The sequence below is a fragment of the Paenibacillus sp. 7541 genome (assembly GCF_002276395.1).
Lineage (GTDB): Bacteria > Bacillota > Bacilli > Paenibacillales > Paenibacillaceae > Paenibacillus_AQ > Paenibacillus_AQ campinasensis.
In genome coordinates this window covers 168,173-191,322 of the sequence record NZ_NQLZ01000022.1, presented here as the reverse complement: position 1 = coordinate 191,322, position 23,150 = coordinate 168,173, and the positions used below count along the sequence as shown (strand labels likewise).

Annotated in this window: 22 protein-coding genes; 13 read left to right on the top strand and 9 right to left on the bottom strand. The window is 53.0% G+C overall.

Annotated elements, in window-relative coordinates:
* Positions 1-53 precede the first annotated feature (53 nt).
* Together CHH75_RS14445 and CHH75_RS14440 are read left to right on the top strand one after the other, a co-directional pair.
* Complete coding sequence (locus tag CHH75_RS14445; protein ID WP_095263614.1) at positions 54-641, top strand: hypothetical protein; 588 nt, start codon at positions 54-56, stop codon at positions 639-641.
* Positions 642-848: 207 nt separating this feature from the next.
* Positions 849-1,169 (top strand): thioredoxin family protein, encoded by a 321-nt coding sequence (locus CHH75_RS14440; protein ID WP_095263615.1) that lies wholly within the window; start codon positions 849-851, stop codon positions 1,167-1,169.
* Between the two features lie 177 nt (positions 1,170-1,346).
* On the opposite strand, the gene CHH75_RS14435 is transcribed toward CHH75_RS14440, so the two are convergent.
* Positions 1,347-2,009 (bottom strand): class I SAM-dependent methyltransferase, encoded by a 663-nt coding sequence (locus CHH75_RS14435; protein ID WP_095398516.1) that lies wholly within the window; start codon positions 2,007-2,009, stop codon positions 1,347-1,349.
* 111 nt (positions 2,010-2,120) lie between these two features.
* The gene (locus tag CHH75_RS14430) at positions 2,121-2,780 is read right to left on the bottom strand and encodes an LbetaH domain-containing protein (RefSeq protein ID WP_095398515.1); all 660 of its coding nucleotides are present in this window, start codon (positions 2,778-2,780) and stop codon (positions 2,121-2,123) included.
* A 186-nt stretch (positions 2,781-2,966) separates the two neighbouring features.
* On the opposite strand from CHH75_RS14430, the gene CHH75_RS14425 reads away from it, so the two are divergent.
* The 7 genes from CHH75_RS14425 (at position 2,967) to CHH75_RS14395 (ending at position 13,973) form a co-directional block, all read left to right on the top strand.
* Positions 2,967-4,277, top strand: coding sequence for an extracellular solute-binding protein (locus CHH75_RS14425; protein ID WP_095398514.1), 1,311 nt, complete (start codon positions 2,967-2,969; stop codon positions 4,275-4,277).
* A 69-nt stretch (positions 4,278-4,346) separates the two neighbouring features.
* A complete protein-coding gene (locus CHH75_RS14420; RefSeq protein WP_095263619.1) occupies positions 4,347-5,225 on the top strand; it encodes a carbohydrate ABC transporter permease in 879 nt (292 codons plus the stop codon).
* Between the two features lie 90 nt (positions 5,226-5,315).
* The gene (locus CHH75_RS14415) at positions 5,316-6,197 is read left to right on the top strand and encodes a carbohydrate ABC transporter permease (RefSeq protein WP_095263620.1); all 882 of its coding nucleotides are present in this window, start codon (positions 5,316-5,318) and stop codon (positions 6,195-6,197) included.
* A 28-nt stretch (positions 6,198-6,225) separates the two neighbouring features.
* Complete coding sequence (locus CHH75_RS14410) at positions 6,226-8,004, top strand: sensor histidine kinase (protein ID WP_095263621.1); 1,779 nt, start codon at positions 6,226-6,228, stop codon at positions 8,002-8,004.
* Positions 8,001-9,596: a response regulator gene (locus CHH75_RS14405; protein ID WP_095398513.1), complete on the top strand. Its 1,596-nt coding sequence runs from the start codon at positions 8,001-8,003 to the stop codon at positions 9,594-9,596. The genes CHH75_RS14410 and CHH75_RS14405 overlap by 4 nt, the downstream gene beginning before the upstream one ends.
* Positions 9,587-12,115 (top strand): beta-mannosidase, encoded by a 2,529-nt coding sequence (locus CHH75_RS14400; protein WP_095398512.1) that lies wholly within the window; start codon positions 9,587-9,589, stop codon positions 12,113-12,115. The genes CHH75_RS14405 and CHH75_RS14400 overlap by 10 nt, the downstream gene beginning before the upstream one ends.
* A 493-nt stretch (positions 12,116-12,608) precedes the next feature.
* Positions 12,609-13,973 (top strand): phenylacetate--CoA ligase family protein, encoded by a 1,365-nt coding sequence (locus tag CHH75_RS14395; protein ID WP_095398511.1) that lies wholly within the window; start codon positions 12,609-12,611, stop codon positions 13,971-13,973.
* 115 nt (positions 13,974-14,088) lie between these two features.
* Here CHH75_RS14395 and mscL read toward each other — a convergent pair whose 3' ends face one another.
* The 7 genes from mscL to CHH75_RS14360 all read right to left on the bottom strand — a co-directional run bounded on the left by mscL (position 14,089) and on the right by CHH75_RS14360 (position 18,533).
* Positions 14,089-14,478 (bottom strand): large conductance mechanosensitive channel protein MscL, encoded by a 390-nt coding sequence (gene mscL / locus CHH75_RS14390; RefSeq protein ID WP_095398521.1) that lies wholly within the window; start codon positions 14,476-14,478, stop codon positions 14,089-14,091.
* Between the two features lie 313 nt (positions 14,479-14,791).
* The gene (locus tag CHH75_RS14385; RefSeq protein WP_255223035.1) at positions 14,792-15,757 is read right to left on the bottom strand and encodes a DUF4261 domain-containing protein; all 966 of its coding nucleotides are present in this window, start codon (positions 15,755-15,757) and stop codon (positions 14,792-14,794) included.
* Between the two features lie 149 nt (positions 15,758-15,906).
* On the bottom strand, positions 15,907-16,185 hold the full coding sequence (locus CHH75_RS14380; RefSeq protein ID WP_095398509.1) for a YxcD family protein: 279 nt from the start codon (positions 16,183-16,185) through the stop codon (positions 15,907-15,909).
* 3 nt (positions 16,186-16,188) lie between these two features.
* Positions 16,189-16,650 carry a hypothetical protein gene (locus CHH75_RS14375; protein WP_095263628.1) on the bottom strand — a complete coding sequence of 154 codons (462 nt, stop codon included), beginning with the start codon at positions 16,648-16,650 and terminating at the stop codon, positions 16,189-16,191.
* Positions 16,651-16,735: 85 nt separating this feature from the next.
* Positions 16,736-17,287: a PadR family transcriptional regulator gene (locus CHH75_RS14370; protein WP_095263629.1), complete on the bottom strand. Its 552-nt coding sequence runs from the start codon at positions 17,285-17,287 to the stop codon at positions 16,736-16,738.
* Between the two features lie 316 nt (positions 17,288-17,603).
* Positions 17,604-18,173: a beta-class carbonic anhydrase gene (locus CHH75_RS14365; protein WP_095263630.1), complete on the bottom strand. Its 570-nt coding sequence runs from the start codon at positions 18,171-18,173 to the stop codon at positions 17,604-17,606.
* Between the two features lie 30 nt (positions 18,174-18,203).
* Positions 18,204-18,533: an iron-sulfur cluster biosynthesis family protein gene (locus tag CHH75_RS14360; protein WP_095263631.1), complete on the bottom strand. Its 330-nt coding sequence runs from the start codon at positions 18,531-18,533 to the stop codon at positions 18,204-18,206.
* 128 nt (positions 18,534-18,661) lie between these two features.
* On the opposite strand from CHH75_RS14360, the gene CHH75_RS14355 reads away from it, so the two are divergent.
* The 4 genes from CHH75_RS14355 (at position 18,662) to CHH75_RS14340 (ending at position 23,100) form a co-directional block, all read left to right on the top strand.
* Positions 18,662-20,179, top strand: coding sequence for a carboxypeptidase M32 (locus CHH75_RS14355; protein ID WP_095263661.1), 1,518 nt, complete (start codon positions 18,662-18,664; stop codon positions 20,177-20,179).
* A gap of 224 nt (positions 20,180-20,403) precedes the next feature.
* Positions 20,404-21,420 carry an ABC transporter substrate-binding protein gene (locus CHH75_RS14350; protein ID WP_095263632.1) on the top strand — a complete coding sequence of 339 codons (1,017 nt, stop codon included), beginning with the start codon at positions 20,404-20,406 and terminating at the stop codon, positions 21,418-21,420.
* Positions 21,421-21,458: 38 nt separating this feature from the next.
* Positions 21,459-22,241, top strand: coding sequence for an ABC transporter ATP-binding protein (locus CHH75_RS14345; RefSeq protein WP_095263633.1), 783 nt, complete (start codon positions 21,459-21,461; stop codon positions 22,239-22,241).
* 94 nt (positions 22,242-22,335) lie between these two features.
* Positions 22,336-23,100, top strand: coding sequence for an ABC transporter permease (locus CHH75_RS14340; protein ID WP_425320428.1), 765 nt, complete (start codon positions 22,336-22,338; stop codon positions 23,098-23,100).
* The last annotated feature ends 50 nt before the right edge of the window (positions 23,101-23,150 follow it).

The window sequence follows — 23,150 nt, the reverse complement described above, 5'->3', positions numbered from 1 at the left end:
TCAATGTTTACCGAAAGGTTAAACCGAACGTTAAGGTATGGGGGAAACGGGATATGAACGGGAATCGAAACATTTATGTGCTGCTGACGGATACGGGGACGATGTTTACACGCCTGATCAAAAGGGTCACTGCTGCGCCTTACAATCATGCCTCGATTGCACTGGACGAGAAGCTGTCGGAGGTCTACAGTTTTGGACGCAAATGTCCGGGCAATCCGTGGATTGGCGGCTTTGTAGAAGAGAATGTATATGAAGGGACGTTTCGTAACTTTCCAAGCACGAGATGTGCCCTGCTCCGTCTGGAACTGTCTCAGCTTCAGTATGACGAGGTGAATCGGGTCATTCGGCATTATAAGGAAGAAGAAGACGATTATCGCTATAATTTGATCGGATTGTTCGGCTTGCTGATGAGGCTGGATATTACGAGGGACAAGAGCTATTTCTGTTCGCAGTTCGTAGCAGAAACATTGCGGCAGAGCGGGGTTCGGCTCTGGGATCGTTCATCGACGGTGGTGACACCGCATGATTTCATGCTTCATCCGGCCTTGACCGTCGTATATGAAGGCATGCTATACGATTACCCGCTTCTTGACCAGGCGAGACTTGCGGACGCACGGCTCAATATGCATTCTGCTGTATAAGCTGCAGCGCCAGCATCCCGAATCGAGAATGTACAAGGCGATTACAGGGTAATGGCGTGGTTAAGCGCTGCCGGCTGGCGGCGGATCGTATGCTGACGGGGAGGGGGCTATATGAGAGTAACAGGGCGAGAGGTTGTGTTTTCTCACTTACTGTTATATAGTGACCTATATACCGACGACAACGATGTTTAAAAGGAGAGGCTGCAAGTGGACAGAATCCTAACAGAAGAACAGTTTCAGCAATTGATTCAGCGTGATCAATATACGGTGTTGAAGTTTGATACGACGTGGTGCCCGGATTGCAAAAATCTGGACCGCTTTATCGGCGATATTATCGCGGAGAATGCAGATAAGGAATTTTATGCGATGGATGCGGAGCAGTTCCAGCCGATTGCCGAAGCCAATGAGGTGCGCGGCATCCCGAGTCTGCTTGTCTATAAAAACGGAGAGAAAGTAGCCCATCTGCACAGCAAATTTGCGAAAACGCCGACCCAGGTGAGAGAATACTTGCAGTCGCTGGAAGGGTAACGAAGACGGATAGGCCGAGTAGAGGCCAGCGCGAATACCAAGCTGCCGAATCGAAGGCCGACGCTTGATTGCACACAACCAAAATCCTTAGCTGTCTGTATATCGATACAGAAGCTAAGGATTTTTTTGGTGTCGATATCGGCTCATTACCTATGATCCTCGGCTGCCGCTGCCGCTTCAGGCGTCAGAAGGTTTATGAAGCACGGCCCGGAAGCAGTGCAGCCCGCCCCACATTTCGGTATATAGCGCGTCAGGCGGCAGCCTGAAATCGGTCTCCCCCGCGAAGGCAAAGCCAGCCTGCTGCAGTGTCTGCTGGATGTTCTCCAGATGAACCGCTGGATAGTCGAAAGTAAGCACCAGCAATCCGCCAGGTTTGAGAGTGCGGTAAAACTCCCCAATGGCTGCTGATTGGTCCTCAGGCGTCATGTGTTCCAGCACCGAGATGCAGAACACCCTGTCGAATTTCTCGCGGTCATAAGGCAGATCCGCCAGATTGGCATGGGCAAGATGCAGTCGATGCTGCCAATCGCTGGCTTGCCGCTGCGCAGCATCCAGTCCAAAATCGCGCGCGATGTCCTCCAGAATTTGCGACCGGGATGTGATTCGCGGGTCGATATCGCAGGCATGAACCTCCCGGCTGACCTCAGCCAGCGCAAACTTGAATGGATGAGATATCCCGCATGCTGCATCCAGCAGCACATCGTCCTCGCGAGCAAATGACAAAGCCCAGGCATATTCATACGGTCGGCTCCACCATACCGGCGGCAACGGGTGGATCAGATGATCCCTCCGGGCATCCGATTGCAGGATGAAGCGGGAGGTGGTTACATGATCAGGCAACGAAAGTCCCCCTTTTTTGATAGCGCAAGCTACATAAATTCAATAGATATATATTCCGTATAAGCCGGATCATGTTGAACTTCTCGCTTAGAGCGGAAAAAATTAGACAGATTATGAGCAGGCCAGGCCGCAGGAACAGCGGCGTTTGCCAAACAGCAAGGTATAGCTGGAGGTGAATTCGCGATTCACTGCGCGTACGGCTGCGGCAAATTCATCGGCATTGCGAGGGATCGGAGGCAGTTCATCGGCTTTCTGCTGGGTATCAATGACGGCCCCTGGCGGAACGAAGCGATGGCTGTCTACAACGATATGGCCGGTGACGACAGCGTTGCTGGAGATATACACATTACTTCCGACGATGGCCTGAAACACAAGCGACTGGAAACCGACAAAGGAACGCTCCCCGATGTAAGCCGGCCCGTGTACGATCGCACCGTGCGTTATACTAACATCACGGTCGATATAGATGGAATAATGGCGCCCCTTAACCTCAACCCGCTCATCGTACAGGCCATGCAGGATCACGCCGTCCTGCAGGCTGGCGCGTTCTCCTATATAGAAAGGGGAGCCTTCATCGGCACGGATGCTGGCATGCGGAGCAATAAACACATGCGGCTTGATCGTCACATCCCCGATGACGCTGCTGAACGGCCCCACGAATGCGGTTGGATCAATCGCAGGATACATGGACTTCGGCTGGAAGCTGGTGACCGGGCTCGGCCCGATATAATGGACAAAAGCATTCTGAGGCGCATTGGACATCGTGTTCATCTTCGAACCCCCTTACACGCGAACATTGGTTTATTGTATGTGCGGTGCGGCACAATGGCGACTGCCTATATACGGAAGACATGGAAGACCGTAATTTTTCTACCCTGTGACCGCCATTCGTCCCCTTACCAAAAGACAGCGCTACCATTACAATGAGTCTAGCAAATGAAAGGGGGCTTACTAGAGATGAAAAAATGGATAACCGTGCTTTGCTTCACATTGATCACATCTGTCTTGCTTGCCGCATGCGGAGGAGGAAACAGCAACGGCAGCGGAAGCAGTGAAGGAAAGGTGCGCATCAGCATCTGGCATAACTGGACCGGGCAGGATGCCAAGGCGACAGCGATGCGCCAGATTATCGAGGATTTCAAAAATGACAATCCGAATATTGAGGTTGTTGACGAAGGCTTGCCTACGGACGGGTTGAGAACACGGCTGCGCACGGTGGCTGCCGCCGACGAAATGCCGGATCTGTTCGTAATGTGGCCGGATGCGATGACGAAGGAGTTCGTGAACGGCGATCTGCTTCAGCCAATCGATGAGGAGCTTGCAGCTAATCCGGAATGGAAGAACAACTTTATTCCGAATGCGCTGGATGGCTATACCGTGGATGGCAAAGTCTACTCCGTGCCGATGAACCTGGCACCTACTTCTTTTATTTATTACAACGAGGCGATCTTCAACCAATATGGTGTCAAGGTGCCAACGACCTGGGAAGAGCTGGAGACGGCGATTCAGACTTTTAATGACAATGATGTCATTCCGATTGCGCTTGGGAACAAGGCCAACTGGGTCGTTCAATCCACCCTGTTCAGCACGCTGGCTGACCGCATTACCGGCACCGATTGGTTCCTGAAAGCAGTGGAGCAGGACGGCGCGAAATTTACCGATCCTGAGTTCATTGAAGCGCTGAACGTGCTGAAAAGCCTGGGTGAGGCCGGTGCTTTCCAGGAAGGGTTTAACAGCATTGACGAAACCCAGATGATGCAGCTGTATTTCCAGGGCAAAGCCGCGATGGTGATCAACGGCGGTTGGGCGCTTGCGAACCTGGTGAACAACGCGCCGGCAGAAGTGCTGGACAACACGCATATTACGATTTTGCCGGCCATTGACGGCGGTAAAGGCGAGGCGAACGTCACTTCCGGAGTGGTTGGAACCGGTCTTGGCGTGAGCAAGAAGCTCGAAGGAGCGCGGAAGGAAGCAGCGATGAAGCTGTTCTATGCGCTGGCTGGACCTGACGGTCAGAAAGCTACGCTGGACAGCAGCACGCTTGTCAGCTACAACATTGAACTGGACAGAAGCAAGGCCCATCCGTTGTTTGTGGAGCTGTATGAGCTGATGCAGGATGTGAAGATTACACCGGTATACGATTCCAAGCTGGGATCGGCGGCCACAGAGGTGATCAACAACGGCCTGCAAGATCTGCTGATGAACGGAAAAGCCGAGGATGTTGCTCAAAAACTCCAGGATGCCCAGGCGCAGGCCGCAGGCAAGTAAGCTTTACGTCAAGCGATCCCCCTTCCCGGTGAGGGAGGGGGAATTTCATTTCAAGGGAGTGTGAGCTGGATGAACCTACTGCAAAACCGCCGCTTTATTATGACAGGGCTGGCGCCGGCGGTGATTCTTTACGCCCTGTTCGTTTTTGTCCCGGTAATATGGTCGGCGTATTACGGATTCTTCGATTGGTCCGGCATTGGCGAGGCCAGCTATATCGGGCTGCAAAACTATGCTGAAATATGGCGTGATCCGATATTCTGGCGAGCGTTAAAAAACAACATTATATTCGTTCTCGCCTCGGTATTCGGACAGATTCCCATTGCGCTAGTACTGGCTGTGCTGCTGCATAAAAGCAGCCTGCTTCACCGATTTCTCCGTTCGGCTGTGTTTCTGCCGATGGTGCTGTCCACCGTTGTGATCGGGATGATCTGGCAGTACATCTATCATCCGCAGATCGGCATCTTGAACTTTCTGCTGAACACGCTGGGGCTGGATAGCTGGCGACTGCAGTGGCTGTCCGATCCGGTGATCGCCATTTATTCCTTGGTGCCGCCGCTGATCTGGAGTTTTGTCGGGCTGTATCTGATCATCTTCGTGTCGGCGCTGCAGAACATTCCAAGCGAAATTCATGACGCTGCCAAAATCGACGGTGTATCGGGTCTGAGAAAACTGGTCAGCATCACGCTGCCCATGATCAAAAACACGGTTCAGGTCGCCATCATTTTGTGCATATCGGGAAGCTTGAAGTCATTTGACCTGGTGTTCATCATGACCAAGGGCGGACCGGCTCACGCAACGGAGCTGCTGGCTACGTATATGTACAACTCCACATTTACGACTTACCGCTATGGCTTCGGCAGTGCCATCTCAACGACGATTGTGATCATCAGCTTGCTGCTGATCGGAACGAGTCAATGGCTGGCCTCCAGGAAGAAAGATGCGGTGTAATCATCGGCCGATCCGCGTTTATCCGCGAGATGAACGTACGCTGTAAACAGATAGATAGAGGTGTTATAGAGAGAGGAGGAGACGGGAGTTATGCAAACAGCCACAACCGCAGCCAAGCCGGGACCGTCCGGAGCCGGAGCAGGCTCGATCGTTCGCAGAGCGGGCCAAAGTATCTTTTGGCTAATCCTTACGATCTATGGTATTTTAACGTTGTATCCGTTCTTTTGGCTCGTGATAAGCGCGTTTAAAACGAATGAGGATTTTTACAGCCGGCCGTTTGGCTTGCCTGAAATCTGGAGATGGGACAATTTCAGCCATGCCTGGGCCAGCTCAAGGCTCGGCAGCGCCTTCGTCAATTCGATCATCGTATCGCTGGGGTCGCTGGTATTGACCTTGTTTATCGCCGCGCTGGCCTCATTTATTCTTGCCAGATTCCAGTTCAAATGGAAAGGGTGGATGTTTGCTTTCTTTGTTGTCGGAATGCTGATTCCGATCCACAGCACCCTCGTTCCATTGTTCATTCTGATGAAACAGATGTCCCTGCTCAATACATACTGGGCTCTGATATTGCCATATACGGCATTTGCGCTTCCGACCGCGATTTTTGTGCTGACCGCTTATTTGACCAGCATACCGCGGGATATCGAGGAGGCATCCTTTATTGACGGCACCGGCCTGTGGGGGCTGTTCTTCCGGATCATGCTGCCCATGTCGCTGCCGGCGCTGGCGACGGTCACCATACTCAGCTTTTTGCATGCATGGAACGATTTTTCGTTCGCCCTTGTATTTATTAACAAGACAGAACTCAAGACGCTGCCTTTGGCCATTGCCAACTTCGCCGACGGATATCAGACCGATTACGGGCTGACGCTCGCGGCGATGACGCTCTCTGTCATTCCGACGGTGCTGCTGTATCTTCTATTCCAGGAGCAGATGATGAAAGGGATGACGGCCGGGGCTGTGAAAGGATAAGGGAGTACATAGGGAGGGGGGATCCGCCTTGCGACGCTGGCTTCGTTCATCACTTCGGCGGAAGCTGTCTCTGCTTGTTGCCGGGTCGGTTGTTATACCACTGGTGGCGCTCGGACTGTTCGCTTTTGTAACCTCATCCCGAATTACGGAAGAAAAGGCTACGCTGTCCGGCATCGATATGCTGAAGCAGCTGGATGCCAACCTTCGTTTTATGCTGGTGGATATCGAGAACATATCCATCTATCTGATTGGGGAAAGGGATATTCAAAGTTATTTGCTCCGGCATGAGGACCGGGAGGATGAGCGGACAGAGATCGTGGGCCGGATGACCAATCTGGCTACCTCCAAGCCCTATATCGCCAATATTTCGATTTACCCCGAGCGGTTTGATGCACAGCTGTCCACGGGCAACTGGTATGAATCCGATCTGCCGAACCCTGGCCTTGCGAAGGAGCGGAAGCCCGGCAAGTTCTGGTCCGACGTGTACCGGATTGTAAACTATTCGGGGGAGCAGCATGTGATCACCTTGATGAGGCCGATTCGCAGCATCCATGATTATGCCCACCTGGGCTGGATGTCCATCAGCCTAAGCGAGAGGGTGCTGTCCCGCAGTTTGATTCGTCCGGATTTCGGGCGGGGCGAGGGGCGCATTGAACTGGTGAATGCCGATGGCATCATTCTGTCATCGGCGGATAAATCGAGACTCGGGAAGAGGCTGGACGAATATGATCCAGGCCTCTTCTCCATTGTCTCACAGGCGGAAAGCGGATCTGCGGTATATGGAGAAGATGAGGGCAAACGCACGGTGCTGTATTACCGTGAAGGGCTCACCGATTGGATTCTAATCGGCACTATCCCCTACGATCAGTACCGTGCTGAGAACGGTTATATTCTGGGACTGACCGGGATTGCGGTCGGCATATCGGCAGCGGTCAGCGTATTGCTCGTCTGGTTCACCGTCCGCCGAACGACGCGTCCGCTGCAGCTGCTGGCCCGCCACTTGACCCGAATTAATCCGCATCGTCCGCTTCCGCATTTTGCGGTGACTACGGATGATGAGATCGGCAAGCTGGGCGAAAGCTACAATCTGCTTGGAGCTCATATTGAGGAGCTGAAGCAGGATGTGATTCGAGGAGAGGCACGGAAGAAGGAGGCGGATATGCGTGCGCTTCAGGCGCAGATCAACCCGCATTTCCTGTACAACACCTTGTCCTCGATTCACTGGATTGCGCTGATGGCCAAGGAGGCGCGGATTGCAGATATGGTGGAGGGTCTCAGCCAGTTCTTGCGGCTGAGTCTGAATCAAGGCAAGGAATATTGCCCGGTGGAACAGGAAGTGGATCATATTCGCCAATATGCTCGGGTGCAGAACATTCGCTACTCCGGCAAATTCCGGGTCGATTATATGGTGGATGCATCCCTGAAGGACCAAATGATGCTGAAGCTGCTCCTGCAGCCGTTGGTGGAGAACGCCATGATCCACGGGCTGCAGAAGAAAGACGGGCCGGGCACGATCTTGATCATGATCCGTCCGGAGGGGCGGATGATGAGCTTTCTGATTCTGGATGACGGTGTCGGCATGAGCCGGGAGCGGCTTGAAGAGGTTCGCCGATCCCTGCACGAGCCGCTGGATCACAATGATTTGGATCAGGAAGGGGCCGCTGAGGAAGGCGGCTACGGCCTGCGCAACGTGAATGAGCGTCTGATGCTGCATTACGGTCCGGATGCTCAGCTTGAGGTGGACAGCCGGGAGGGCGGAGGTACCCGGATTGCATTCACGATTCCGATGTTGGAGGGGGCGCCATGAAAGTTTTGATCGTTGATGATGAGGAAATCATTCGCGAAGGGTTATCCAGTGTCATTTCATGGAGCGAGCTTGGGCTCACCTTGCTGCCGCCGGCCTCTTCGGCCGAGGAAGCGCTGGAGCGGCTGCCCGTTGATAAGCCGCATATTATTCTGACAGACATCCGGATGAGCGGCATAACCGGGCTTGAGATGGCGGATGAAGCGAAAGAGCGGCTACCGGACGTCGAGATTATTATTTTGTCGGGCCATAACGATTTTGCATACGCGCAGAAGGCGATCCGGCAGGGTGTGGTGGACTATCTGCTGAAAACGAGCCCGCCGGAGGATATTATCCAGACCGTGCTGAAGGCGAAACAGCGGCTACAGGAGCGCTGGGCCGACAAGACCCGGGAGGACCGCATGGCCCGCGATGAGAAGGAGCGGCAATTTTACAAATGGGTGATTCAAGGAGAGCCCGTGCCCGGAGAGCTGCCCTCCTTTATCGGGGAATCGTTTACACGAGCGGGAGAGGATCCCGGCGCTTATCATTGGCAGGTGCTCATCTTGGAGGCGCAGGGCTGGAATGGGCCAGGTTATTCCGCTTCGCTGCTGCTGTTTGCTGTCCAGAACATGCTTCAGGACCTGCTCCCATACAGTGCATTTGCAATCCAGAAGGATAGCCTGGTCGGCCTGATGGCGGTTGGCGCAGGCGGAGAGCCGGCTGGTGCCGAGCCGCAAGACGGATGGCTGCATCTGATCGGCAGGGTAGAGAACCTGCTGAAATGCAATATCCGGCTGGCGATCGGAGAAACGGTGACGAGCGTTGAGCAGGCGCATCAAAGCTATACGGCTGCCGCTTCCGTCTTCCGCTATTTTCACCTGCTGTCATCAAAGGTGCTGGATTACCGGGTCATTGCCAGCCGTCAGGGCGGGAAAATGCTGCTCTCCCAGGAGGAGGAAACGGCGCTTGGCACGCTGCTGCTGGACAACGATCCAGTGGCATTGAACAGGTGGGTGGAAGGCTTGTACGAGACGCTGTCCGCTGATCCGCAGAGCACGTTCGAATCCGCGGAGGCCTGTCTGCAATCGGCGGCCGTGGCAGGCTATCGCTGGCTGGAAAGAACGCTGCGCACGACCGGGCGGGAGGAAGAGCTCCGCATGGAGCCATGGCTGCAAACCGAAAGGGAGGGGCTGCTGCCTCGGGGCGCCCTGTTCCGTTACTTGCATGAAATTATGGATCATTATCATACTCATCTGGGCGATGGTAGCGAGGCGCATGTGAGGCGGGCTAAAGCGTTTGTGGAATCATCATCATTACGGGAGATCAGCTTGCAGCAGGTGGCCGGGCATCTGCATCTTCACCCTGGGCATCTGGGGGAGCTGTTTCGGAAGGTGACCGGCACGACATTCGGGGATTATGTAACCGAGCTGCGCATGAAGCGAGCGATGGAGCTGCTGGCAGCGTCGCCGGCCAAGGTGAGTGAAATTTCACTGCTGATCGGTTATGAAGATGTGAAATATTTCAGCAGGCTGTTTAAGAAGCATGTCGGAAAAACGCCGAGCGAATATCGGGAAGAGACACAGGCAGGAAGTGAGGTTAAGGCATGGAACTGACAGGTCCTTGGAAAATACAGCATTATGAGGTGGGAGAGAAGCATCCGCTTGAGCTTGCGGCACCCGGACTGGATGACCGCTTCTGGATCGGCGCTGCGGTGCCGGGCGATGTACATTCGGCCCTGATCGAGCGAGGAATCATTGATCCGCCGTACTTTGGCCATAACGATGCCAAATGCCGCTGGATCGAGCAGAAGGAATGGTGGTATCGGACGACGTTTACCGTGGACGAAGCGGCTCATCAGGACGAACGGTTTGAGCTCGTGTTCGAGGGGCTGGACACCTTCGCCAAAATTTATGTAAATGGGCATGAGATCGGATCAGCCTCCAATATGCTGATGTCTCACACGTTTGATATTACCCGTATCGTTCGTGCTGGCTGGAACTCGCTGGCCGCCCGGTTTGATCCGCTGTTCCTTCACCATCGTGACAAGGAGCAGTTCGAGTGGTCCTCGTATACGAAGGAGCGGCCCTGGATACGGAAGGCAGCGATGAATTTCGGCTGGGACTGGGGGCCGCGGATGGTGACGGTCGGGATCTGGGGCAAGGTCCACCTGAAGCGCCGTCATGCGGCCAAGCTGGAGGGCGTATATGCAAGCACGATCAAGGCGAGCGCAGAGGAAGCGATCATCCGCTTCGAAGCCGGGATGAAGGCCTACAGGAAGCATGCTGCTGCAACTGTCTCTGTCTGTCTGATTGACGCGGATGGACAGGCGGTGGTCTCAACAGAGCTGAATATGGAGCGGGGAAGGACCGAGCGTGAGCTGGTTGTACCTCATCCCCGCCTATGGTGGACGCATGACCTGGGTGAGCCTTATTTATATACGCTTGAGGTCAAGCTGCTGGTAGATGGTCAGGAAGTGGATCATTACGTGACCCGTTATGGAATCCGGACCATCGAATTGGCGCTCCAGGATCCGGACGGGAATGACACATTTACCTTTGTATTAAATGGTGTCAAGGTATATGCGAAGGGAGCGAACTGGATTCCGGCAGATCACTTGATCGGCGCTATTCGGGAATCGACCTATCGCGGACTGGTAGAGCTGGCTGTGGAAGGACATATGAACATGCTCCGCGTCTGGGCCGGGGGCATTTACGAGAAAGATATTTTCTATGACGAATGCGATCGTCAAGGCGTGCTGGTGTGGCAGGATTTTGCTTTTGCCAATGCGCTGTTCCCGGACTTCAATCAGGATTTCATGAACAACGTCACCGCGGAAGTGATCGACAATGTCAAAAGGCTGCGCAATCGTGCCTCCCTGGCGCTATGGTGCGGAAACAATGAAATTGATTGGCTGTATGACATGAAATCGGCGGCAGGGGATATTACCGGCCCGTTCTTCGGAGAGAGCATCTATCATGAATTGATCCCGTCGTTGCTGGAGGAGCTGGACCCGAATCGCCCATACTGGCCTTCTTCGCCGTATGGAGCAAGCGGGGACAACGATGTCAATGATCCGGACTGCGGAGATCGTCATAATTGGCAGGTCTGGCACGGCTCCGTCTATCCGCGAAAATATGGGGAAGCGCCGCTGCTTGACTACAGCGTGGAAGGCGTGACCTTCAAAAATTACAAAAAGGATGATGCGCTGTTCAGCAGTGAATTCGGGATGCATGCTTCGGCGAACCGCTATACGCTGGAGAAGAACATCCCCCAAGGGCAGTTCTATTGGGGCAGTCCGGAGATGGCTCACCGCAACAAGGATACCAATCATCAGAAGGGGATTCTGCTGATGCAGGGCTATACCGGCATTCCGCATCATATCGAGGAATATATGAATTTCTCCATGCTGACGCAGGCAGAAGGGCTGAAATACGGGATTGAGCATTTCAGGCGGAACAATCACCGCAACCGCGGCGCGCTCGTGTGGCAGTTGAACGACAGCTGGCCGGGGACAAGCTGGTCGATGATCGATTATGAGCTGCTGCCGAAGGCCTCGTATTATTATGCGAGAACGTTCTTCCATCCTGTGCTGCTGTCGCTGGAGCATGAGCCAGGCGAACCGCTGAAGGTGTGGCTGGTCAACGACAGGCTTGAATCTCTTCAAGGAACGGTGACGCTGACGGTATATTCTTTTGCAGGCGAGGTCATTCATCGTTCAGCATTTGTGGCGGGGGTTCCGGGACAGAGTACAGCGCTCCTCGGTGAACGATCCGAAGTTGAGGTGCTGAGCGGGCATGAGCCAGGGCAGGTGCTGATTGAGCTTGCGGCTGCCGGATTCGCCGCGCCTGCCGGCCGCTACTATCTCCGTGATCCGAAGGAAGTTTCTCTGCCTAACGCGCGACTTGAGGCTGCGGTCCATCCGGATGAGGGGATGGTAACCGTGACCGCCAAGGAGGGCCTTGTCCGGTTCGTAAAACTGGAGCTGCCGCTCGGAAATTTGCGATTCAGCGACAACTATTTCGATTTATTGCCGGGAGAAAGCCGTCAAGTGCTGATCCGGCATCCGGAAGGAATAGAGCCGGATTGGTCGCAGCTGCGGGTAAGCGGCTTGAATGCCGGGCCATCCATCTAGAGAGATTCGGATGATGTGAGCAGGACTCTGCGCTGTTACAGAGCCATGATGCAAGTGATAAACGGATCGACAAGCGGATGATAAAAAGGATCGGAGTTTCCCCGAAGGCCGGATGGTCTGGGGGAGACTCCTTTTTCTACTTGGATAACCTCGTGAATAGACGGCGGCAATCTTTGTCCAGCAGGAGATAGATGGTATGGATCTACTCGACAGAAACAGAGATGCTACGACAATTTCTCCCCATACTCAAATCTAGACGCCAATGATATAATCAAGCCAAAAATAGAATAAATACTAGAAATATGCCCCTGTTAAGCGAAATTCGTATTCCCCGAAGCCGCTATCGTTCACACGGCTTACTGTTCCCCGAACCGTTATTTTCGTAAATATGAATCATCCGGCAGGACCGGATGTCGTCCTTCATAATCCTGATTGAAGATTTAGGAAAGCCAATCTCATAAAAATATGGAAGAAGCGAAGGAGGATCTGGCGAGTGCTGATTCAGAGGAAACCGTCCCGAAAGATACTGCTCAAGGTGGGCGATGCTGCGCCTGCGCTGCAGCCGCTGCTGGATTATTATGACGAGCTGGAGCGCAGCGGGTTGAGCTTCGAAATGCTTAGCAGCCAGCAGATCAGAGAGTATCAACTGCATGCACTCAACGTCACATTACGCCATGCCTGGAAACACAATGATTTCTATCGCCATGCGTTCATACAGGCGGGGTTAAGCAAGCCTGAAATTGCTGATCTGGGGGAAATGACACGTATTCCGTTTCTGAGCAAGGATGATATCCGTGGGGAGAAATCCAAGCTGCTGTGCTGTGATCGGAGGGAGGTTGGCCAGGTTCATGTTAATTTCGGTTCGACAGGCGGGCCGATTTATACTTCCTTCACCCTTAACGATCAGTATGTGTATGAACTGCTGCCGAAGTATACGCAGCTGTTCCCGGAGAATGAGCAGGATGTCGTGGCGGTGGCCCTGCCTTATGAATTTGCGCTTCCCGGTCTCGGTTTCCAAAGATTGTATCAATTCGCTTTTGGAAGTATGGTGCTGTCGCTCGGCAAGGGCAGCTACATGGCGCCCGTCGATCAATCCCTGGAATTGATGAAGGAATTCCGAGCCTCGGTAATGGCCACTACGCCATCGTATGCGGTGATGCTCGCAGAGGAAGCGGACAAGCTTGGAATGGACTTGCGGAGAGAGATTGGCTTGAAACGGATCATTCTGACCGGCGAAGGCTGTTCTCCGACGTTTCGGGAGCGGCTGGAGCATATTTGGGGCTGTGAGGTTTCCTTCTTCTATGGTTCCTCCGAATGCGGAGTGATCGGGATTGAATGCAGCGAGCACAGCGGCTACCATGTCGCTCAAGGTCATGTCATCGTAGAGATCGTTGAGCCGAACACCGGCCGCTTGCTCGATGACGGGGAGGTTGGGGAGATCGTGGTGACGACCTTGCTGAGAGAAGGCATGCCGATGATCCGCTATCGCAGCGGTGAGATTGGCTATCTTCAGCAAGCGCGCTGCAGCTGCGGAAATCCGCTGGAAATCATTCATTTAAGAGGACGTCAGGAGAACCAGATTATGCTGGATCGTGAGATGTTCTCGCCATTCATGCTGGAGCATTACCTGCTTCAGGTGCCTGAGGTCGGATTCTGGTATCACTTCAAAATTACAGCGACTCAGAAGCTGATCATCGAGATCGAGCCGTACCAAACGAATATGGGAGATCGCGAGCTGAGTGACAAAGTCTCGGAGCATATGAAGGAGAAGCTCCATATCGATTGCGATATCCGGGTGCTGCCGAGACTTCCGCGAGCCTACGGGAAAGCAACCCGCATCGTTTTTGACGAGGACTGATGCCGTGAGCAAGAAGAGGCTGATGCCGGATCATTCATCCGGAACATGAAATAAAAGACCCGCCAGCTTCGGAAAGAATACTCCGGGGAGGCGGGTTTGTCTGTATGTGCTGCCTTTAGGACGGCTTGCTGTTTTGCTGTTTCAACAGATCACGAATTTCGGAGAGAAGCTCTTCCTCTTTCGAAGGGGCAGGCGGCTCTTCGGCCTTCTCTTCTTCCTTATGCTTGAAACGATTGATCAACCGGATAAACATAAAGATTGCAAAAGCCGTGATCAGGAAGTCAATGACGGATTGGAGGAACACGCCATAGGTTATGACGGCATCTCCTACGGTAGCCTGCAGGCCGGAGAAGTTGATTCCGCCTAGCAGAAGCCCAATCAGCGGTGTGATGATGTCATTGACCAGAGAGGATACGATGCTCCCGAATGCAGCGCCAATGATGACCCCGATCGCCAAGTCCAGTACGTTTCCTCTAAGGGCAAAGGTCTTAAATTCCTTTAACAGTTTCAAAATGTGTTCACCTGCTTCTAAGTAATAGGGATCGCTGTATCGCGTTATGTACATATTCCAAAAGCTATCCTATCAGCTATTGTATGAATATGCAATACAACGAAAGTGGTGTTTTTTGGCTTGGTGAACCACGAAGGAAGCGTGCAATATAAAAAGCAGCTCTTCCCGGTCCGGTGGAGCAGGGAAGAGCTCTTCATGCATGTATAACAGACTGCGACGCGGCTGCCGCGGGCCGTGCCTATTCCCGCACCCAACGGCTACAAGATGTAAGCGTTCAGTGGCATGAAGCTAAGGGCTAAAATCAAGTTCAACGGTTCCCGTGCGGCTGGTTGCGCCGCCCGGCATAATAAGGATCTCCCGGGTCTAGATCCACGACGACACGATGCGGTGCGGCCAGCGCATATTGGTGCTCATACCGCCACTGCCTTGCGCCAGGTAGGGGAGGGACGGAGCTGGCGCCCAGGACGGAGATCAGCTTGCCGTGTTCGAAGAGATCGTGACCGAAGCTCGTCAAGCGGCTGGCTACCTCGTCCGGATCCAGGTCATAGAAATGGCATTGCACATCAGGGATGCCCAGAGCGGCAAGGCCGATAGAATCCATGAGCATTTCCTTCCGGGCGTGCTCGCCATGCTGCATCGGGAAGAAACGAATATTCATCGCCCCGTATAGTAAATCCCCCTTCTGAACCGCCGCGATCCATGCAGCGGGCTCTACCAGCTTGTCGCTCTCACGGAAATAAATCGCGTCTGCTGGCGCTGTCTCTAGCACTGCCAGCAGAGCATCGGTAAACAGCTGCAGCCTGGATTTTGGCTCTAGCCCGGAGGCCATCAGGTCCACGAGCAGCCATGTATAGGAACTTTCCTTCATCACGGCTGCCGCCTCCGGCCAGTGCCTGCTGTGCTGGATTGACGATTCATATTTGCTTATCGGACGTTGGGAGATCGGAATGAGGCTTGTCTGTGCAGGCAGCTCGCCTTCCGCATATTGCACCATATAGTCGAGGTGGAAATAATGGAGCAGCTGCTCTTTCTGAATGTTCTCCCTCTGCGCGTGATACTCAATAGAAGGAGTGAGCCCCTCAGGCTCGGGGGCACTGACTTGCCCGGTATAGCGCTCCATATTGCGCTGAAGTGTCCCCGGATCCAATACGGGCTTCTTCTTGTATATCAGCTCTGCCGCATACACACGGGCAAACCCGAAATCCTGTTCTTCTTCGATTAATGCTTTCACATGGCTGGCGTTCATGGTAGATGGGTGATTACGATTCGACACATTCGTTCCCCCTAACAAACCTAATAATAGCTTCATTATATCAATCTACCAAACTCTACTACAATACCATGTTATTACCATCCCACGACAGCGAAAAAAAAAGATGCCCCGCAAGAAGTTCATCTTGCGGGGCATCTTGATGGAATCGGTCACTGCTGTACAATCGCAACGATTTCGTCTTCCAGTTCCAGCCTGATCTGTTCACGGTAGGCCCGGATATTGTATTCGGTATACAGGTAGCGAAGAATCGCCTCCGTAAGGTTAGCCTCAATCAAGTATTGACTGCGGCCGTGAACCCATACCTCGGCAGTATACCCTGTATCTTCATCCCAGCTGAGCTCCACAGTAACATCTGTCGGTTTGACGCCTTTGCGCTCTGCCTGATGCAGGCAAATGGCATTGACGATTTCGTCCATGCTGAGAATCATTGATTAATACCGATTGTTATTATGATGATTGTTGTTGTGTTGCTCTACAGCTGGCTTGCGACGATTTCGGATCGTGCGCACGATAGCCATAATGACCATAATGATAGCCCAGATGGCGACCAGGTTAATCAGAAGACCCAGAAGCTCACCCATGAAGCCCATACCAGCAAACATGCCGCCGAACAGAAGTCCTGCAAGACCACCGATCATCATGCCTTTCATGAATCCGCCGCCGCCAAAAAGACCGCCACCGCCTGTACGGTTCGCTGTCGAGCCAGCAGTTGCGCCCGTGTTGTTGTTGGACGAATTGCTCTGCTGAACGTTGCTGTCATTCTTCTTCGGCGTATTGGTGTAAGACTTTGTTCCGGACTTGAATCCGCCGCCTCGTCTTGCATCTGCGGAATCAGGCGCCAGCGTTACAAAGAAAAGTGTAAATACCACTAGAATCGCCAGTACTTTTTTCATATCGTTCTGTTGAGCCTCCCAGAAAAAATTTAGTGTACATCTAGTACATACGGACGAGTCACGACATGGTTTCAAATAAATAGGATCATGATTGTCCTGAACTGGATGACTGATGCTGTTTCAGCAAACTGAGGACCCAATCGCACCATTTCAGCTCGGTTTCAGCCAACATGAGCCCTTTGGTAGCCAGAATATAGTTGCTGAAAGTCTTGCTTCCGAATTCACGGCTGTCCTCCGGAATACCCTCTAATATATTCTCGAAGAATCGCTTCTTCTCCGTATAGATGCTTCTGCGATCTTCGTATATATCGATGGCGACACCGATCTCGGCGAGCCACAGACAGAATGTGCGAAGCGAGAGCTCATCCTTCGTGACCGCTGGGGCAATCGGCTGGTACATCCATTCACGCAGCTTCTGCAGGCCTTTTTCCGTGATGGCATATATTTTTTTGTCAGGCTTGTCATTCTGCTGTACCCAATAGGAAGAAAGCAGCTGCTTGTCTTCCATGCTGGCGAGAAGAGGATAGATTTGACTGTGCTTGGCTTGCCAGAACGGCTGTATCCTTAGCATCAGATCATATCCGGATGATTCTTTTCTGGCCACTAATCCTAGCAATCCGTATGACAACGTATTCATGGACATAACTCCCTTTGAAACGCATATCGTGGACCCGGGCGAGGATGCGTCATTCGCCTGTTGGTCCGTTTGATCAAAGTGTACACTGAAACTGTATGGTTTGACAACTGAAAGTAGACCTTGAGTGAAATAATATGGAAAATTTGTGACCAAAAATGGGCAAAGGCGTGACGGGCTTTACGCCGGCTAAAGCAGCTTTAATGAAACAAAAAAAGGAGGTGCTCTGCAAGATCGTTAGTCTTGACAGAACACGCTCCTTGGCTGTTATGCACAATCCGTAGAACGCTGCATAGAACCAGAGGCCGGAGGGCGCGAGTTAGCTCTCGTACCCATCCACAACAAGATCAAGCGCCCCGGTCGTCGGATGAATGACCATGCCATGAACCGGTACATCCGGTGGAAGGAGGGGGTGATTCTTGATCAGGCTGACCGTACTGCGCACGCCGTCCTCCACGTTATCGAAGCCGCGCAGCCATTTGTTAAGCCGGATGCCCGAGTTTTCAAGCGTTGCAAGCACCTCATCGGAAATGCCGCGATCCCGCATATGCTGAATCATCACTTCAGCATTGAGGGAGGCCATGCCGCATTCATGATGGCCAACGACAACCACTTCCTCGGCCTGAAGCTCATACAAGGCCACCATCACACTGCGCATAACACTGCCGAACGGTTGGGAAATGATCGCCCCGGCATTTTTAATGACTTTTACATCACCGTTCTTGAAATTCATCGCTTTGGGCAGCAGCTCAACAAGACGGGTATCCATGCATGTGATAACGACCATTTTCTTGTCCGGGAATCGGCCGGTTACGTAAGATTCATATTCCTTGTTCTCTACAAAACTGCGGTTATGTTCCAGAATGCTATGAAGATGTTTCGTTGTCATTTAGGTTTCCTCCTCGAAATGTCACTTGAATTAATCGCGGTTATCAACGATCCGAATGTTGGTGCCATAGTTCTGCGAACTGCTGTCCAGCTGGAAAGAATAGGTGTTTTCGTTGCCTTCAAGCCTCATTTGTTCTTCGAAAAAGACGGCCTGCCTGCTGTTCATATAAAACGGGATCGGGCTGTCGGTTTCCATAGCGATATCGTCTTCGGAAGCCTTGTGAATGATCTGCAGTGCGGGAACACCATTGACGGCACAACCGCAGCCATCGGTGTCATAGACCAGCCTGACGCCGCCGGCAGCGGTCCCGATCTTCTCTTTCAACCTTCGTTCCGCTAAAGGGGTTAACTGTAATTTCATGGGCCCATGACACTCCTTTGTATGTAAGTATGAATTTATGCTTTCTGAAAGTTGATTATATACCTAGTAAAAAGTATCATCAATAGAGTAGGGGCGAATCCTATAAATTGTATAAGCAGGTGATATGGATGGATGCACAGTTACATAAACATTGGGAGCAGTTTCAGCAGCTCGTTCGCAAAATTATAAGCTATAACGAAGCCCTTGGTTTGCTGTATTGGGATCTGCGAACAGGCGCACCGCGCAAAGGGACGGATATCCGTTCGGAAACGATCGGCATTTTGTCAACGGAAGGCTTTAAGCTGCAGGTGTCTGAGGAGATGGGACAGCTGCTGGCGATTTTTGCCGAGCCACAAAATGAACAGCAGCTGGATGAACGCAGCCGCCGTATGGTCGCCGAGGTTCGCAAAAACTATGAGCAGAGCCAATCCATCCCGCCGGAGAAATTCCAGGAGTACACGATCCTGTCTTCGCAGTCGGAAGTGAAATGGGAGGAAGCGAAGGAGAATAGCGACTTTGCCGGATTCGAGCCGTATCTGTCCAGAATCGTTGCCCTCAAGCAAGAATTTATTGATTACTGGGGGGTAAAGGATACCCGGTACGATACTTTGCTGGATATGTATGAGCCGGAGATGACGGTGGAGAAGCTGGACGCGATCTTTGACCGGCTGAAAGCCCGTCTCGTTCCGCTGGTACAGGCCATCCAGAAATCCACATTCGAGCCGGAGACCGGCTTCCTGAAGCAGCTGTTCCCGAAAGAGCAGCAGAAGAAGCTCAGCCTGTTCCTGCTGGAGCAGATGGGCTACGACTTTGAAGCGGGGCGTCTGGATGAGAGCGTCCATCCGTTCGCAACAGGCCTGAATCCGCGCGATGTGCGGATTACAACCAAGTTCCATCAGGACGACGTGCTTAGCGCCATCTACAGCTCGTTGCATGAAGGCGGGCACGCCCTGTATGAGCAAAATGTGGACATCGAGCTGGCAGGCACGCCGCTTGCGGGCGGAACGTCCATGGGGATCCATGAGTCCCAATCCCGCCTGTGGGAAAATATGATCGGCCGCAGCCGTCCGTTCTGGAACCGGTATTTTACCGATTTGCAGCAGCATTTCCCGGAACAGCTGAAGGACGTTACAGCTGAGCAGCTGTTCCTGGCAGCCAATCGGGTAGAGAATTCTTTGATCCGGATCGAAGCGGATGAGCTGACTTATAATCTGCACATCATTATCCGCTATGAAATCGAGAAGATGATTTTCAACGAAGGGCTGAGCGTCAAGGAGCTGCCGGCCACCTGGAACGCCAAGTATCAGGACTACCTCGGGCTTACACCTCCGAATGACGGCGTCGGCGTCCTTCAGGATGTTCATTGGTCCGGGGGAGACTTCGGCTATTTTGCCTCGTACTCCCTGGGCAATATGTATGCGGCCCAGATTCTGAACACGATGCGCCAAGAGATTCCGAACCTGGATAATCTCATTGAAGAGGGCAAGCTGGCACCGATCAAGGAATGGCTGACCGACAAAATCTACAAGTACGGCAAAAGCGAGAAGCCGGCTGAGATTATTAAACGTGTCACCGGCGAGGAATTGAACCCGGATTATCTGGCAGACTATCTGGAAGCCAAATATACGGAGATTTACAAGCTGTAGTTCGTATCTTTATTCCGGCTTGACGGGATTGAGGAATAGGGAATATTTGCGAAAATGCTGAAGATTGCGGCCTATGTATGGCTGCGGTCTTCGGCGTTTTTTTTGTCTCATCCGCACCCTCCTTGCCTATCGGGCCCTTGCGGTATCCAGGCTGTTTAACCTTTGACCGAGACTGTGCATATGCTGATAGAAATGCAGGGTCAAGGAATGGAGGGGGACGTACGATGAAGCTTCATAAGAAGGGTCACGCATGGCTTGGGCTGACGCTGGCCTTGCTGTTATTGTGCGGTACAGTACTGTCCGGCTGCGGCGGGAGCGGTGACAAGACCAAAGTGAGGATCGGTGAAGTTACGCGGTCGATCTTCTATGCTCCGCAATATGTTGCGCTGGAAAAAGGTTTTTTCGAGGCGGAAGGACTTGATGTAGAGCTGCAGACGACACCGGGCGGAGACAAGACAATGACGGCCCTGCTGTCCGATGCGATCGATGTAGCGCTGGTCGGGTCGGAAACCTCCATATATGTATACCAGCAGGGCTCAGACGACCCGGTGATTAATTTCGGCCAGCTGACACAGACGGATGGAACGTTTCTGATGGCGCGAAACACCGACACTGAATTTGACTGGGAGATGCTGAAGGGAAGTGTCTTCCTCGGCCAGCGTAAAGGCGGCATGCCGCAGATGGCCGGAGAATTTGCGCTACGCAAAAAAGGGGTGGATCCCCATGCGGATCTGGAGCTGATTCAAAATATCGATTTTGCCAACATCGCTTCGGCCTACGCTTCCGGAACGGGGGAATTCGTACAGCTCTTTGAACCGCAAGCTTCCATCTTCGAGAAAGAAGGGCGCGGCAAGGTCGTTGCTTCCTTCGGGGTTGAAAGCGGCAAGCTGCCGTACACGGCATTCATGGCCAAACAGAGCTATATCAGCCAAAAAGAAGATACGGTCCAGCGGTTTACGACGGCGCTCTATAAAGCGCAGCAGTGGGTCGATTCCCATTCGCCGGAGGAGATCGCCGACGCGATCCTGCCGTATTTCAGAGATACAGACCGGGACATTGTCGTATCCTCCGTCAAGCGCTACAAGGAACAAGGAACGTACGCAACCGATCCGATTCTGGATGAAGAGGAATGGAACAATCTGCTGGATGTAATGGACCAGGCAGGCGAGCTCAGGGAGCGGGTCGCGCCGGAGGCCATCGTGGATAACTCCTTTGCCGAAAAAGCGATGGAAAGCAAGTAAGAGGTACTTCTAAGCCATATCAGAAAGGAGAGTGCGCCATGGTACCTGTCGTGGAAATGAAAAACATCGCCCATGTGTACGTCACCGACCGGGAAGCCTCTCTGGCTGTGGAAGGAATTGATATGCAGGTTCGAAAAGGGGAGTTCATCAGCCTGGTCGGGCCGAGCGGATGCGGGAAAACAACTATTCTGTCCGTCATTGCCGGGCTGTTAAAGCCCTCCCGGGGTGAAGTGCTCGTTCACGGAAAGCCGGTGAACGGGCCGACCTCTGAGGTGGGGTATATGCTGCAGCAGGACTATTTGTTTCCTTGGCGGACCATTATGGAGAATGCCATGATCGGCCTGGAGCTGACCGGGAGGCTGACGCCGGACAGCAGGGGCCGGATTGAGAATCTATTGCAGGAGATGGGGCTGGGGAACAGCGGAACACTGTATCCCGCCCAGCTGTCCGGCGGGATGAGGCAGCGGGTTGCCCTCGTGCGGACACTGGCTACGGACCCGGCGCTGCTGTTGCTGGATGAGCCATTCTCCGCATTGGACTACCAGACCAAGCTGCAGCTGGAGGACCTGATAGTACAAACGCTCAAGGAGCGGGGGAAAACGGCGATTCTGGTCACCCATGATTTGTCCGAAGCGGTTGCCATGAGTGATAAGGTGGTGCTGCTGAACCGGAATCCGGGCAGGATCCATCGCATGTTTGTCATACCGGACCATATTCGTCAGGCACAGCCTTTTCATGCACGCAACCAGCCGGGCTTCAATGAGTTATTCCAGGAAATATGGCAAGAGATGCAAATGACGACCCGTGAAGGAGTGGACTGACATGGCGAACAACAATCGCAATCCTTCCGATCAAAGTTCCTCTTCCCAAGGCTCATCTTCAAGTGAGTGGCTGGATCACATCCACCGGATGCACATGAGGCAAAAGCGTGGCTTGCAGGCCCGGGTATTGACAGTACAGCTCAGTTTGCTGCTGCTGTTTTTTGTATGGTGGGAAATGGCCGGCAGATGGAAATGGATTGATGTGCTGCTATTCAGTTATCCGACCCGTATTTTTGCGAATATATGGGATTACATGATCAGCGGTGAGCTGTGGGGGCATTTGGCCATCACCGTCGGGGAGACGGTCGTCGGCTTTTTGCTCGGAACGCTGCTGGGCACCTTGCTGGCGGTATGCATCTGGTGGTCTCCATTCCTGTCGAAGGTGCTGGATCCGTACATGGTTGTGTTCAACAGCATGCCCAAGGTGGCGCTCGGTCCGATCTTCATCGTCATGTTCGGGGCCGGCTTCAACGCCATTGTGGTCACCACGCTGTCCATCACCATCATCGTAACGACGCTGGTCGTCTACAACAGCTTTAATGAAGTCGATGCCAATCTGATCAAGGTGGTTCGCACCTTTGGCGGAACGAAGCCGCAGGTCTTTCAGCGGGTGATCCTGCCTGCTTCTTACCCGGCGATCGTCTCAACGCTGAAGGTGAATGTCGGCATGGCCTGGGTCGGCGTCATTGTCGGCGAGTTTTTGGTGGCGAAATCCGGACTTGGGTACCTGATTATGTACGGCTTCCAGGTGTTCAACTTCACGCTGGTGCTCTCCAGTCTGCTCATTATTGCGGTGGTGGCGACGGCGATGTATCAAATCGTAGTTTATATTGAAAGAAAACTGCTGGCCCACCGCTAGGGCGGCCCAATGTGATGGATGCAGTTGTGAATGGAAGGAAAATCCGCTAG